A 13352-nucleotide genomic window follows, 5' to 3' on the forward strand; every position below is an offset into this window, starting at 1 on the left:
TGGCTTTCCCTGGCACGCGATTAATGCAACGACGGTTTGGCAGCCGCTTCGTCGGTTTTCTTGGTTTCGGTGAACAGCAGCAACGGCGCGACGCGCAGGTACTCCATCACTTCCATGTAGTCGCTTTCGCCGTCGTCGGACTCTTCCAGCGCGTCTTGCACCTGGGCAATGGCGGCGAGATCCTGCAGCACTTCGGTGGCCTCAGTGCTCAAGGCATATTCGCGGCGGGTCAGACCGAAGCCGGTAAGGAAGCCCTGGCACCACTGGCCCAGTGCAGCCGCGCGCTCGGTGAGCGGCGCGTCGTCGGTCGGCAACAGCAGAACCACGGTCATGTCGTCGCTGGTCAGCTCGCCCTTGACCATCTCTTGCAAGCCGATCAAGGCGTTGCGAACGTTGTCTTGCGGCTCGCCTTCGAGCAGCTCGGCGGCGTCAGCCAACCAGCTGTCGGCTTCGAAGCCGGCACCGGCGCAACTGCGGCCGAGCAACAGACCGTGCAGTTCGGCAGGCGAGACGGGGTGGCCGCTGGTGTTCAGCAGGGTGGCGAAGGCTTGGTACGGTGAATTCTGAATGGGCATGGGCAGCTAGGCGCCAGACGGCGCTATGTCTAGAATGAAGGCCTTGTATCCTACATCGACAGACTCGCCAAGACTATTAAAGGCTGTCCGCCTGTTACCTACCATCAGACACAAACCCAGTGGACCCAATGGAAGACACCGACCTGCAAGCGCTGATGGCCAGACTCGAACTGCTAATTACTCGAGTCGAGCAACTAAAGAGCCAGAATGGACTCCTATTAGCTCAGGAAAAGAGCTGGCGCGAGGAACGCGCGCACCTCATTGAAAAAAATGAAATCGCCCGGCGTAAGGTCGAATCGATGATTTCGCGCCTCAAGGCCCTGGAGCAAGACTCATGAGTTCAAGCAATAGCGTTACCGTGCAGATCCTCGACAAAGAATATTCGATCATCTGCCCCCAGGAAGAACGCAGCAACCTGATCAGCGCCGCCCGTTATCTGGATGGCAAGATGCGCGAAATTCGCAGCAGCGGCAAAGTCATCGGCGCCGACCGCATCGCCGTGATGGCCGCACTGAACATCACGCACGATCTTCTGCATAAAGAAGAACGCCCGGATGTACAGGCCAGCGGCTCGACCCGCGAGCAGGTTCGCGATTTGCTGGACCGCGTCGATCTGGCGCTGTCGACCGATCCGGATGTCACCAAGGGCTGATTCGCGTGATCGCTTGGGTTATACTCGCATCACTCCCTGGGGTGCTTGCCAGTTGACGACGTCCCTGAGCCGATTCGCACTACCCTGGAGGTTGCACGTTGGGCTGGTGTGCATGTCCGCTAGACGGAAAGCCTTAAAGCCTACTGCATCTTCCACCTTGAACTTTCGGGTTCAAGGGCTAAGTCGACAGCGGTTCATCCGGGGAGCCTGATTCCAGTCCGATGCCGGTTTTCATACCGGCATCGGCTTTTTTACGGGTACGCTTTACGTACTCGCACTTCGAAGCCTGAATCCATGACCGAACCTGCGCTGCTGCCCCGCCCGCAACTTCGACGCATGCTGCGCAAGGCCCGCCGCGCACTGACACCCTGTCAGCAGCGCGAGGCCGCTCGCGGGCTGTATAAGCAATTGGCCCAGCACCCGCTGTTCCGCCGCGCAAAACACATCTCCCTGTACCTGCCCATGGACGGTGAAATCGATCCGCACCTGCTGATGCGTGCCGCGCAACGTCGGGGCAAGGTGACGTATCTGCCGGTGCTCAGTGCGTGGCCGCGAACAAAAATGGCGTTCCAGCGGATTCGTCCCGGCGAAAAGCTTAAACCCAACCGCTTTCGCATCCCTGAACCTCGGCACAACATCGCCCGACAACGCAAGGTCTGGGCGCTGGATCTGGTGTTGCTGCCGTTGGTGGGGTTTGACGATGTCGGCGGACGCCTGGGGATGGGCGGTGGTTTCTACGACCGGAGCCTGGCCTATCTCGCTCGCCGCAAAAACTGGCGCAAGCCGACGCTGCTGGGCCTGGCCCATGAATGTCAGAAGGTTCAACGATTGGCTCAGGCGAGCTGGGATGTACCGCTGCAGGGAACGGTCACGGACAAGGCGTGGTATTTCGCGGATTAGACGCCACTGAAATCAGCGGCGTCAAAAAGACAGCTTCAGCGCTTGAAGGCTGACGGTTGTTGCTGCGCGATCTCGACGGGAGCATCGGTCTTGTTGGCCCACAGGCTTTGGGCATAGCCGGTGGTCACGACGCCCAAACCGAACAAAATAACCAATATCCATAGTAAATCCGGTTTGCGTTTCATCGATTGCCCCCCTCAAGGCACATCAACACGATGACAGCAGCGGTTTCCGTTTTAGGTGTAGGCCGTGCAGCAGCGTCAAGCTTGGAAGGCCGGCATTTTGCGACAACGTGAACCGACACGCAAACGCTGGCGTCAACCGACTGTCGGTTTGTCATAAAATTGACCCACCACTTGTCCGCACACCTCGCAAGGAGCAAAAACCATGGCCTACTGGCTGATGAAATCCGAGCCCGACGAACTCTCGATCAAAGACCTGGAGAAGCTTGGCCGAGCACGCTGGGACGGGGTTCGCAACTACCAGGCGCGTAACTTCTTGCGAGCGATGGCGGTAGGTGACAAATTTTTCTTCTATCACTCCAGTTGCCCGGAACCGGGAATTGCCGGGATCGGCAAAATTGTCGAGGCCGCCTATCCGGACCCGACGGCGCGGGAGCCTGAGAGTCATTACTTCGACCCGAAGGCCACTGCCGAGAAAAACGCCTGGAGCGCGATTGATGTTGCTCATGTCGAGACGTTTCCCAAGGTGCTGAAGCTCGATTATCTGAAACAGCAAACGGCGCTGGCCGAGATGCCACTTGTGCAAAAAGGCTCGCGACTGTCGGTGATGCCGGTGACGGCTGAGCAGTGGGCGGCGGTGATTGCGCTCAAGCCGTAATCGCGGGCTTGCCCGCGATGAGGCCCATTCGGACAGCGAAAAATTTACTGAATGATCAGGTTGTTGAACAACAAATCCTCAACCACCGGTTTGCCGGTTTCGTCATTCATCACTTGCTGGGTCTGCTTCAAGGCTTCCTGACGCAGCTTTTCCTTGGCTTCGACATTGTTCATGGCTTCAGTGGTCTGCTGCGAAAACAACGCCACCAGCTGATTACGGATCAATGGCTCATTGGCCTTCACGGCTTTGGTCGCCTCTTCACCGGTCACCCGCAACGCCACATCGGCCTTGTAGACCTTGAGCTTCGGCGTACCGTCCAGCCCATAATTGCCCACGAATGGCGGGCTCAGGGTGATGTAGTTGACCTTCGGGGCTTCACCTTCTTTGGCTTCTTCGGCCATCGCTGCCACAGGCAGAGACAGGGCCAGCATCAACATGATCCACGCTTTCACAATTCGCTCCTTATCCGGTTTGCGGCCAAGCATAACGGCCCGCCGCTCAAGCACACGCTTATGGCTGACTATCAGAGTCGGGCATACTCGTTGCCCCATCGACTCACACACCTACACTTATCGGCCATCACTCCCAAAGGAATAGCCCTGATGAAAGCCGTGCTGTGCAAAGCCTTCGGCCCTGCCGAATCGCTGGTGCTGGAAGACGTCGCCAGTCCTGTCGCGAAGAAGAACGAAATCCTGCTGGACGTGCACGCGGCCGGGGTAAATTTCCCGGACACGTTGATCATCGAGGGCAAGTACCAGTTCAAACCGCCCTTCCCTTTTTCACCGGGGGGCGAAGCGGCCGGGGTGATCAGCGCAGTAGGCGAAAAGGTCAGCCACCTCAAGGTCGGTGACCGGGTCATGGCTCTGACTGGCTGGGGCAGCTTCGCCGAACAGGTCGTGGGGCCGGGCTACAACGTGCTGCCAATTCCACCGTCGATGGACTTCAACACTGCCGCCGCCTTCAGCATCGCTCGCGTCAGGTCCGTTGAGGCTTCTGGTGACGATGGCGCTCCTTGCACCACTCTGGGCCACAAGAACGTCGCCAGTCAGAGCCGCGAAGCGACCACCTGATCAGCCTTTGATTTACAGCGCTTGAGCCGCGCTTCCAGATTCCGGTCAGGCATGGCGTGGCTACGCAGGGCGTGCGCAGTCTGCTCGACATACTCGCGAGTGGTGCCGTAACGTCCGCAAGCGCTTTCGAACACCTGGCTCAGCACATGATCCGGCAAGTTGCCGGCATAGCTGGGCAGGTGCCGTTCCAATACAAACCCCAATGCCTGAACCTGGCTCCCATCTTCAAGACGGCAGTTGAGCCAGTGGGGGCGATAGGACGGGAATGGCATTTCACGCTGCCAGAGTGCATAAAGCGAAGCGTCGAGTTGTTCTTCTGGCAAGCGATAGGCAAACCCGCTGCATGAGCCGCCGCGATCCAGGCCAAACACCAGCCCAGGCACTTCCGGTGTACCGCGATGTTCGTGGGACCACAGGTATAAACCGCGATGGTAGCCATGCACGCGACCGCGCACTCGCTCAACCGCCGCGCATTCTGGACGCCAGATCAGCGAACCATAAGCGAACAACCAGACCGGCCCACCCTTGTGGCGTGCCATGGTCGCCTGCATTGAGCCGAGTAATTGTTCGTGCGTAAGCTGCGGCCCCAGATCGAGCCGTGGAGGGTAAGCCAGATTCAAAAAAGCAGATTCAATGGCGCTCATGGCGAATAGCGTTCAGCTCCCCGCGAGTGAAGAATTACTTAATAGAACGCACCGTTGTAACAATAAGGCACATATGTTTTAAGGCAATTTAAGTGCCATGGCGGCGCTCTAAAACTTATTGCCTGAATGAGATATAACCTACCGGCATTTATATAAATCTATAAATACCGATCGGCTATATGGAGAGTTATAACGATTTAAAATCGGGGGGGGGGGCGGATCAAGATCGCGGCGCGTAAGCGAAAACGTCCGCGCGCATTTGATGGGCATCCATCCCCGCTTCAACCAGCGCATCCAGCGTGCCATAGACCATCGCCGGAGAGCCGCTGGCGTAGACGTGCAGGGCTTTCAGATCAGGGAAATCTTCACACACCGCCTCATGCAACATGCCGCAACGCCCGCCCCAGCCACATTGATCGCTGACGACTTTATGCAGGAACAGATTGGGCAACTTCAACCATTCATCCCAATGCTCGATCTGATAAAAGTCTTCGGGACGACGCACGCCCCAATACAAATGCACCGGATACTTGAAACCCGTGGCCCGGCAATGTTCGATCAGGCTGTGGATCTGGCCCATGCCGGTACCGGCAGCAATCAGTACCAATGGACCGTCCGGCAGTTCCGCCAGATGGGTGTCGCCGAACGGCATCTCGATGCGCACCATCAGGTTGCGCTGAAGCTGTTCGATCAGGCTCAGCGCACTGCTTTCGCGCGCCAGCACATGAATCTCCAGATCGCGTCCGGAATGCGGTGCAGAGGCCAGGGAGAAGGCGGATTTCTCGCCGTTCTCACGCTCGATCATCAAGTACTGGCCGGCGTGATAGCGCGGCGGCTTGCCCGCCGGCGCACGCAGGCGCACACGCCAGGTATCGCCGCCGACGTCCCTGCATTCAATGACCTGACACGACACGCTGCGCACCGGCAATTCTCCCAGCGCGAGCACGCCATCCCACAGCACGATGCAGTCTTCCAGCGGCTCTGCAATGCAAGTGTAGAACTCGCCATGGTCGCGCACATCGCCGGCTTGTTCGACCCGCCCTTCCACCAGTAACGCGCCGCACACATGGCAATTGCCGTTGCGACAGCTTTGCGGGCATTCATAGCCCAGGCGCCGCGCGCCATCGAGAATACGCTCGCCGGGCAGAATCTCTAGCACTGCTCCGGAGGGCTGCAAGGTTACACGCATCAATCTATTCCTAACTGATTCCAGATGGCATCGATCCGTTGGGTAACGGCTTCATCCTTGACGATGACCCGGCCCCACTCGCGAGTGGTTTCGCCCGGCCATTTATGCGTGGCATCGAGCCCCATCTTCGAACCCAGGCCGGAGACCGGCGAGGCGAAGTCCAGGTAGTCGATCGGCGTGTTGTCGATCATCACCGTGTCACGCTTGGGGTCCATGCGTGTGGTGATGGCCCAGATCACGTCGTTCCAGTCCCGTGCGTTGATATCGTCGTCAGTGACGATAACGAACTTGGTGTACATGAACTGTCGCAAAAACGACCAGACACCGAGCATTACCCGCTTGGCATGCCCAGGATATGACTTCTTCATGGTCACGATGGCCATGCGGTACGAACAGCCTTCGGGCGGCAGGTAGAAGTCGGTGATCTCCGGAAACTGCTTTTGCAGGATCGGCACGAACACTTCGTTCAGCGCCACGCCGAGAATCGCCGGCTCATCCGGTGGACGGCCGGTGTAGGTGCTGTGGTAGATCGGTTTGATCCGGTGGGTGATGCGCTCGACGGTGAACACCGGGAAGCTGTCGACTTCGTTGTAGTAACCGGTGTGGTCGCCGTATGGACCTTCATCGGCCATTTCGCCCGGATGGATCACGCCTTCGAGGATGATCTCGGCGGTGGCCGGCACTTGCAGGTCGTTGCCACGGCACTTCACCAGTTCGGTGCGATTGCCGCGCAACAGACCGGCGAAAGCGTATTCAGAGAGGCTGTCCGGCACCGGCGTCACGGCGCCCAGAATGGTGGCCGGGTCAGCGCCCAGGGCCACGGAAACCGGGAACGGCTGGCCGGGGTGTTTCTCGCACCACTCACGGTAATCCAGCGCGCCGCCACGGTGGCTCAACCAGCGCATGATCACCTTGTTGCGGCCGATCACTTGCTGACGGTAGATGCCGAGGTTCTGGCGATCCTTGTTCGGACCTTTGGTGACGGTCAGGCCCCAGGTGATCAGCGGACCGACGTCGCCCGGCCAGCAGGTCTGTACCGGCAACATCGCCAGATCGACATCGTCGCCTTCGATGACCACTTCCTGGCACACCGCGTCTTTGACGACTTTCGGCGCCATGGCGATGATTTTGCGGAAGATCGGCAGCTTGGACCAGGCATCCTTCAGGCCCTTCGGCGGCTCGGGCTCCTTGAGGAACGCCAACAGCTTGCCGATTTCGCGCAACTCGCTGACCGCTTCCGCGCCCATGCCCAGCGCCACGCGCTCTGGGGTGCCGAACAGGTTGCCGAGTACTGGAATGTCATAGCCGGTAGGGTTTTCGAAAAGCAGCGCCGGGCCCTTGGCCCGCAGCGTGCGATCACAGACCTCGGTCATTTCGAGCACTGGGGACACTGGAACCTGGATGCGCTTGAGTTCGCCGCGCTTTTCCAGGCCGCTGATAAAGTCGCGCAAGTCGCGATACTGCATGCGTGAGCCTCGTGTTGGCCGTGGCGTTCGGGGCAGGCAGTTTAGCGCCGAACCCCTCTATTCAGAACCACGAACTGCCGGTTCATCAAAAATCAGATAGCAAAAAGCCGGGTTTCCCCGGCTTTTGCTGACTTTCTGCGATTTACTTGCGCTTCATCGACAGGAAGAACTCGTCGTTGGTCTTGGTCTGTTTCAGCTTGTCGACCAGGAACTCGATGGCAGAGACTTCGTCCATCGGGTGCAGCAGCTTGCGCAGAATCCACATACGCTGCAGTTCGTCGTCGGCCGTCAGCAACTCTTCGCGGCGAGTACCGGAACGGTTGATGTTGATGGCCGGGAACACACGCTTTTCGGCGATCTTGCGATCCAGAGGCAGTTCCATGTTGCCGGTGCCTTTGAATTCTTCGTAGATCACTTCGTCCATCTTCGAACCGGTTTCAACCAGCGCGGTAGCGATGATGGTCAGCGAGCCGCCTTCTTCGATGTTCCGTGCAGCGCCGAAGAAACGTTTCGGTTTCTCCAGGGCGTGGGCATCGACACCACCGGTCAGTACCTTGCCGGAGCTCGGGATCACGGTGTTGTAGGCACGCGCCAGACGGGTGATGGAGTCGAGCAGGATCACCACGTCTTTTTTGTGTTCGACCAGGCGCTTGGCCTTCTCGATCACCATTTCGGCAACCTGCACGTGGCGGGTTGGCGGCTCGTCGAACGTCGAGGCAACTACTTCGCCGCGCACGGTGCGCTGCATTTCGGTTACTTCTTCCGGACGTTCGTCGATCAGCAATACGATCAGATGAACTTCAGGATTGTTACGTGCGATGTTCGCCGCGATGTTCTGCAGCATGATCGTTTTACCGGCTTTCGGCGGTGCAACGATAAGGCCGCGCTGGCCTTTGCCGATCGGGGCGCACAGGTCAATGACACGACCGGTCAAGTCTTCGGTGGAACCGTTGCCGGCTTCCATCTTCATGCGCACGGTCGGGAACAGCGGGGTCAGGTTCTCGAAGAGAATCTTGTTTTTCGCGTTCTCGGGACGATCGTAGTTGATCGTGTCGACCTTGAGCAGCGCGAAATAACGCTCGCCTTCCTTTGGAGGGCGGATCTTGCCAACGATGGTGTCACCGGTGCGCAAGTTGAAGCGGCGGATCTGGCTCGGCGAGACGTAAATATCGTCCGGGCCGGCGAGATAGGAAGCGTCAGCGGAGCGCAGGAAGCCGAAGCCGTCCTGGAGAATCTCCAGCACGCCATCACCGGAGATTTCCTCGCCGCTTTTCGCGTGCTTTTTGAGCAGGGAGAAAATCACGTCCTGCTTGCGCGAACGGGCCATATTTTCTATGCCCATCTGTTCGGCCAATTCGAGCAGTTCGGTAATCGGCTTTTGCTTGAGTTCAGTCAGATTCATATAGGAATGACGTAATCATTTATGGAGGGGGGAAATTAAGCTTTTGGCTTAATGAGGCCGCGCCGCAGAGAAGGCGACAGGATCGCGTACTTATTCGAAAAGGAGTGCGTCGGCGACGGCTAGCAGGGGGCAGTGGAGAAACCAGTGCGGGGCCGAATGTACCACCTGAGTTTCGGAGCGTCTAGCCCTCAATAACGAAAAGGCCCCGCATTATACGGGGCCTTTTCATGACGCTTTATAACAACGCTTAGATGTTGGCGTCGAGGAAAGCAGCCAGTTGCGACTTCGACAGCGCGCCAACCTTGGTGGCTTCGACGTTGCCGTTCTTGAACAGCATCAGCGTCGGGATACCACGCACGCCATGCTTGGCCGGGGTTTCCTGGTTTTCGTCGATGTTCAGCTTGGCAACGGTCAGCTTGCCAGCGTAGGTGCCAGCGATCTCGTCCAAAACCGGGGCGATCATTTTGCAAGGGCCGCACCACTCAGCCCAGTAGTCAACAAGCACAGGGCCAGCAGCCTTCAGTACTTCTTCTTCGAAGTTAGCGTCGGTGACGTGCTTGATAAGATCGCTGCTCATGGATGTCTCCGGGTTGTAAGCAATAAAAAACGTGGCCCATCATAGCCGCCCTTCCCGTGTTCAGGAAGCCGCAGATGATTGAGTCTCGCTATGGTGGCCCATGAGTTTGGGTATAGCTCAAGTCATGAGGTGGCGGGAGCGACGAAAGCGATTCCGGTACGCAGGGCGGCGTTGCGCACATGCTCTTGCATGGCCTTCTGCGCGGCGCCAGAGGCCCGACGCGCCAGCGCACGGAGGATTTTGCGGTGCTCCTGCCAGGTTTCCATCGCCCGTTCGGCCCGGATGAACGGTAGCTTCTGGCTCTCCAGGAAGATGTCGGCGCTGGCCGTCAGAATGCTCAGCATCGCCTGATTGCCACTGGCCAGGAGGATGCGTCGGTGAAACTCGAAATCCAGTCGCGCCGCCGCCTCGAAGTCGGCGGCGCGCAGTTCATTGCGCATGGCGGCGACATTGTCTTCCAGGGCATCGAGCTCATCGGTGCTCAGGGTCACGGCCGCCAGCCCGGCGGCAAAACCTTCCAGCGCGTAGCGCAACTGAAAGATGTCCAGCGGAGATGCCTGGGCCGCGAACGGCCAGCCCGGCGCCGCATCGCCACGGGGCAGATCGACCGGTGACTGCACGAACACGCCCTTGCCTGGCTGGATACTGATCACGCCCAGCGCACTCAGGGACGATAACGCCTCACGCAATGACGCCCGACTGACCCCCAATTGCACCGCCAGATCCCGTTGCGAAGGCAAGGCATCCCCCGCCCCGAAGCCTTGCTCGGTGATCAGTTTGCGGATGGCTTGCAGCGCCACTTCAGGTACGGCGCGGGAGATCGAGTTCATGGTTTTTTTCAGACGAGCCAGGCCAATGAGCGGCTAGTTGTAAAGCTATTCGCGACATCCGACAAGTCGTGCCCCATGGGGGTTCGGGACTTTTAACGGGTGCGCCATCAGGGTGCGAAAGGCCACCCAACTGTTCAGACCAGTAAGACCGAACGCCCCCAGCAAAACCGTGGCCTGCGCCCCCCAAAACCTAATCTTGGCATGGCCCGTGCTCTGTCGATCCGCAGAAATCACTTCCCGCCGATTCGGAGATTTGCCATGACCATGCGTTACAGCGTCCTCATCAAAGCCCTGTTCGCCAGCCTGATGCTGAGCCAGGCACCCGCCCACGCCGACGGTCTGGAGGATGTGGTCAAGCGCGGTACCCTCAAGGTCGCCGTGCCGCAGGACTTCCCGCCGTTCGGTTCGGTCGGCCCGGACATGAAACCTCGCGGCCTGGACATCGACACCGCCAAACTGCTGGCCGACCAACTCAAGGTCAAACTCGAGCTGACCCCGGTCAACAGCACCAACCGCATCCCGTTCCTGACCACCGGCAAAGTCGACCTGGTGATTTCCAGCCTCGGCAAAAACCCTGAGCGCGAAAAAGTCATCGACTTCTCCCGTGCCTACGCACCGTTCTACCTCGCCGTGTTCGGTCCGCCAGACGCCGCCATCAAGAGCCTGGATGATCTCAAGGGCAAAACCATCAGCGTCACCCGTGGCGCCATCGAAGACATCGAGCTGACCAAAGTCGCCCCCGAAGGCGCGACCATCAAACGCTTCGAAGACAACAACTCGACGATCGCCGCTTACCTCGCCGGCCAAGTCGACCTGATCGCCAGCGGTAACGTGGTGATGGTGGCAATCAGTGAGAAAAACCCGAAACGCGTGCCGGCGCTGAAAGTGAAACTCAAGGACTCGCCGGTTTACGTTGGCGTGAACAAGAACGAGTCGGCGCTGCTGGGCAAGGTCAACGACATCCTCACCTCGGCCAAGGCTGACGGTGCGTTGGAAAAGAACTCGCAAACCTGGCTGAAAGAGCCGCTGCCGGCCGATCTCTGATCGTTCGCGCGGGAGACGATTAATGGCTTATCAGTTCGATTTCTTGCCGGTGGTGGAAAACACCGACCTGCTGCTGCGCGGTGCGCTGTTCACCCTTGAGTTGACAGCCATTGGCGCGGTGCTCGGGGTCGGTCTGGGTATCGTCGGGGCACTGGTGCGGGCGTGGAACATCCGCCCGTTCGCCGGCATTTTCGGGGTTTACGTCGAGTTGATCCGCAACACGCCATTCCTGGTGCAGTTGTTTTTCATCTTCTTCGGTTTGCCGTCGCTGGGCCTGCAGATTTCCGAATGGCAGGCGGCGGTGCTGGCGATGGTGATCAACCTGGGCGCCTATTCGACCGAGATCATCCGTGCCGGCATTCAAGCGATCCCCCGCGGGCAGCTGGAAGCCGCAGCCGCCTTGGCGATGACGCGCTCCGAAGCCTTCCGCCACGTGGTTCTGTTGCCGGCGCTGGGCAAGGTCTGGCCGGCCCTGAGCAGCCAGATCATCATCGTGATGCTCGGCTCGGCGGTCTGTTCGCAGATTGCCACCGAAGAGCTGAGCTTCGCCGCCAACTTCATTCAATCGCGCAACTTCCGCGCCTTTGAAACCTATGCCCTGACCACGCTGGTCTACCTGTGCATGGCGCTGTTGATCCGCCAATTGCTGAACTGGATCGGCCGGCGCTACATAGCAAGGAGCAGCAGCCAATGAGCGATTTCACCTTCTGGGACATCCTGCGCAACCTGCTCACGGGCCTGCAATGGACCCTGGCCTTGTCGCTGGTGGCGTTTATCGGCGGCGGGCTGATCGGTTTGTTGATCATGGTGATGCGGATTTCAAAAAAATCCCTCCCCAGCCACTTCGCCCGCACCTACATCGAACTGTTCCAGGGCACGCCGCTATTGATGCAGCTGTTTCTGGTGTTCTTCGGTGTGGCGTTGGCCGGGGTAGAAATTTCACCGTGGATGGCGGCGGCGATTGCCTTGACGCTGTTCACCAGCGCTTATCTGGCGGAGATCTGGCGCGGTTGCGTCGACTCGATCCCTAATGGCCAGTGGGAAGCCTCGTCGAGCCTGGCGCTCAATCCGCTGGAGCAACTGCGCTACGTGATCCTGCCGCAAGCCCTGCGCATCGCCGTGGCGCCAACCGTGGGCTTCTCGGTGCAAGTGGTCAAAGGCACCGCCGTCACCTCGATCATCGGCTTCACCGAACTGACCAAGACCGGCGGCATGCTCGCCAACGCGACCTTCGAGCCCTTCATGGTCTACGGCCTGGTGGCGCTCGGTTACTTCCTGCTCTGCTACCCCTTGTCCCTCAGCGCGCGCTACCTGGAAAGGAGACTGCATGCCTCTGCTTAGAATTTCCGCCCTGCATAAATATTACGGCGACCACCATGTGCTCAAAGGCATCAACCTGAGCGTCGATGAAGGTCAGGTGGTGGCGATCATCGGCCGCAGCGGTTCGGGCAAATCCACCTTGTTGCGCACCCTTAACGGTCTGGAATCGATCAATGACGGCGTGATCGAAGTCGATGGCGAATACCTCGACGCCGCCCGCGCCGACCTGCGTAGCCTGCGGCAGAAAGTCGGGATGGTGTTCCAGCAGTTCAACCTGTTCCCACACCTGACCGTGGGCGAAAACGTCATGCTCGCGCCGCAAGTGGTGCAGAAAGTGCCGAAAGCCAAAGCCGCCGAACTGGCGCGACAGATGCTGGAACGGGTCGGGCTGGGGGAGAAGTTTGATGCGTTCCCGGATCGATTGTCCGGCGGCCAGCAACAGCGGGTGGCGATTGCTCGTGCCTTGGCGATGTCGCCGAAGGTGTTGTTATGCGACGAGATCACCTCGGCGCTGGACCCGGAACTGGTCAACGAAGTGCTCAACGTGGTCCGGCAACTGGCCAAGGAGGGCATGACACTGATCATGGTCACCCATGAAATGCGCTTTGCCCGGGAGGTTGGGGACAAATTGGTGTTCATGCACCATGGCAAGGTGCATGAGGTGGGGGATCCGAAGATTCTGTTTGCCAACCCGCAGACGGCGGAGCTGGCGAATTTCATTGGGACGGTTGAACACGCCAACTGATCGTTCCCACGCTCCGCGTGGGAATGCAGCCCGGGACGCTCCGCGTCCCAGAAGCGGACGCGGAGCGTCCATTGAGGCATTCCCACGCGGAGCGTGGG

17 protein-coding genes, 1 other RNA gene and 1 pseudogene are annotated in these 13352 nt (G+C 59.2%); 10 read left to right on the forward strand and 9 right to left on the reverse strand.

Features of this window, described 5'->3' with window-relative positions; translation table 11 throughout:
• Positions 1 to 20: 20 nt before the first annotated feature.
• Positions 21 to 575, reverse strand: a complete 555-nt coding sequence (locus LOY56_RS25400) for a YecA family protein (RefSeq protein ID WP_258618044.1) — start codon at positions 573 to 575, stop codon at positions 21 to 23.
• 128 nt (positions 576 to 703) lie between these two features.
• Between LOY56_RS25400 and LOY56_RS25405 the strand changes: the two genes are divergently transcribed.
• The 4 genes from LOY56_RS25405 to LOY56_RS25420 all read left to right on the forward strand — a co-directional run bounded on the left by LOY56_RS25405 (position 704) and on the right by LOY56_RS25420 (position 2127).
• Positions 704 to 913, forward strand: a complete 210-nt coding sequence (locus LOY56_RS25405; RefSeq protein ID WP_007899405.1) for a TIGR02449 family protein — start codon at positions 704 to 706, stop codon at positions 911 to 913.
• On the forward strand, positions 910 to 1227 hold the full coding sequence (locus LOY56_RS25410; RefSeq protein WP_018927584.1) for a cell division protein ZapA: 318 nt from the start codon (positions 910 to 912) through the stop codon (positions 1225 to 1227). Before LOY56_RS25405 ends, LOY56_RS25410 begins: the two co-directional genes overlap by 4 nt.
• 30 nt (positions 1228 to 1257) lie before the next feature.
• A non-coding RNA gene (ssrS, locus tag LOY56_RS25415) (6S RNA) lies at positions 1258 to 1436 on the forward strand.
• Positions 1437 to 1521: 85 nt separating this feature from the next.
• Complete coding sequence (locus tag LOY56_RS25420) at positions 1522 to 2127, forward strand: 5-formyltetrahydrofolate cyclo-ligase (protein ID WP_258618045.1); 606 nt, start codon at positions 1522 to 1524, stop codon at positions 2125 to 2127.
• A 35-nt stretch (positions 2128 to 2162) separates the two neighbouring features.
• Here LOY56_RS25420 and LOY56_RS25425 read toward each other — a convergent pair whose 3' ends face one another.
• Complete coding sequence (locus tag LOY56_RS25425) at positions 2163 to 2312, reverse strand: hypothetical protein (protein WP_007899400.1); 150 nt, start codon at positions 2310 to 2312, stop codon at positions 2163 to 2165.
• A 202-nt stretch (positions 2313 to 2514) separates the two neighbouring features.
• Between LOY56_RS25425 and LOY56_RS25430 the strand changes: the two genes are divergently transcribed.
• Positions 2515 to 2967, forward strand: coding sequence for an EVE domain-containing protein (locus LOY56_RS25430; RefSeq protein WP_258618046.1), 453 nt, complete (start codon positions 2515 to 2517; stop codon positions 2965 to 2967).
• A 44-nt stretch (positions 2968 to 3011) separates the two neighbouring features.
• On the opposite strand, the gene LOY56_RS25435 is transcribed toward LOY56_RS25430, so the two are convergent.
• Positions 3012 to 3419, reverse strand: a complete 408-nt coding sequence (locus LOY56_RS25435; protein ID WP_258618047.1) for a flagellar basal body-associated protein FliL — start codon at positions 3417 to 3419, stop codon at positions 3012 to 3014.
• Positions 3420 to 3569: 150 nt separating this feature from the next.
• Here LOY56_RS25435 and LOY56_RS25440 point away from each other — a divergent pair.
• Positions 3570 to 3959, forward strand: a pseudogene (locus LOY56_RS25440) (alcohol dehydrogenase catalytic domain-containing protein); the annotation flags it as partial.
• 53 nt (positions 3960 to 4012) lie between these two features.
• Here LOY56_RS25440 and LOY56_RS25445 read toward each other — a convergent pair.
• The 6 genes from LOY56_RS25445 to LOY56_RS25470 all read right to left on the reverse strand — a co-directional run bounded on the left by LOY56_RS25445 (position 4013) and on the right by LOY56_RS25470 (position 10145).
• Positions 4013 to 4681 (reverse strand): gamma-glutamylcyclotransferase, encoded by a 669-nt coding sequence (locus LOY56_RS25445; RefSeq protein ID WP_258618049.1) that lies wholly within the window; start codon positions 4679 to 4681, stop codon positions 4013 to 4015.
• A gap of 220 nt (positions 4682 to 4901) precedes the next feature.
• Positions 4902 to 5870, reverse strand: coding sequence for a CDP-6-deoxy-delta-3,4-glucoseen reductase (locus LOY56_RS25450; protein WP_258618051.1), 969 nt, complete (start codon positions 5868 to 5870; stop codon positions 4902 to 4904).
• A complete protein-coding gene (gene ubiD, locus LOY56_RS25455) occupies positions 5870 to 7336 on the reverse strand; it encodes a 4-hydroxy-3-polyprenylbenzoate decarboxylase (RefSeq protein WP_007899385.1) in 1467 nt (488 codons plus the stop codon). The genes LOY56_RS25450 and ubiD overlap by 1 nt, the downstream gene beginning before the upstream one ends.
• A 142-nt stretch (positions 7337 to 7478) precedes the next feature.
• On the reverse strand, positions 7479 to 8738 hold the full coding sequence (gene rho, locus LOY56_RS25460) for a transcription termination factor Rho (protein ID WP_007899384.1): 1260 nt from the start codon (positions 8736 to 8738) through the stop codon (positions 7479 to 7481).
• Positions 8739 to 8985: 247 nt separating this feature from the next.
• Complete coding sequence (trxA, locus tag LOY56_RS25465) at positions 8986 to 9315, reverse strand: thioredoxin TrxA (RefSeq protein WP_007899382.1); 330 nt, start codon at positions 9313 to 9315, stop codon at positions 8986 to 8988.
• 122 nt (positions 9316 to 9437) lie between these two features.
• Positions 9438 to 10145, reverse strand: coding sequence for a FadR/GntR family transcriptional regulator (locus LOY56_RS25470; RefSeq protein WP_123360951.1), 708 nt, complete (start codon positions 10143 to 10145; stop codon positions 9438 to 9440).
• A gap of 258 nt (positions 10146 to 10403) precedes the next feature.
• Between LOY56_RS25470 and LOY56_RS25475 the strand changes: the two genes are divergently transcribed.
• Genes LOY56_RS25475 through LOY56_RS25490 form a run of 4 tightly spaced genes read left to right on the forward strand, consistent with a single transcriptional unit; the run spans position 10404 to position 13254 of the window.
• A complete protein-coding gene (locus LOY56_RS25475) occupies positions 10404 to 11189 on the forward strand; it encodes a transporter substrate-binding domain-containing protein (RefSeq protein ID WP_258618053.1) in 786 nt (261 codons plus the stop codon).
• Between the two features lie 22 nt (positions 11190 to 11211).
• A complete protein-coding gene (locus tag LOY56_RS25480; RefSeq protein ID WP_258618055.1) occupies positions 11212 to 11883 on the forward strand; it encodes an amino acid ABC transporter permease in 672 nt (223 codons plus the stop codon).
• Positions 11880 to 12530 carry an amino acid ABC transporter permease gene (locus tag LOY56_RS25485; protein ID WP_007899375.1) on the forward strand — a complete coding sequence of 217 codons (651 nt, stop codon included), beginning with the start codon at positions 11880 to 11882 and terminating at the stop codon, positions 12528 to 12530. Before LOY56_RS25480 ends, LOY56_RS25485 begins: the two co-directional genes overlap by 4 nt.
• The gene (locus LOY56_RS25490) at positions 12517 to 13254 is read left to right on the forward strand and encodes an amino acid ABC transporter ATP-binding protein (RefSeq protein WP_258618057.1); all 738 of its coding nucleotides are present in this window, start codon (positions 12517 to 12519) and stop codon (positions 13252 to 13254) included. The genes LOY56_RS25485 and LOY56_RS25490 overlap by 14 nt, the downstream gene beginning before the upstream one ends.
• Positions 13255 to 13352 lie beyond the last annotated feature (98 nt).

The sequence above is a fragment of the Pseudomonas sp. B21-048 genome (assembly GCF_024748615.1).
Lineage (GTDB): Bacteria > Pseudomonadota > Gammaproteobacteria > Pseudomonadales > Pseudomonadaceae > Aquipseudomonas.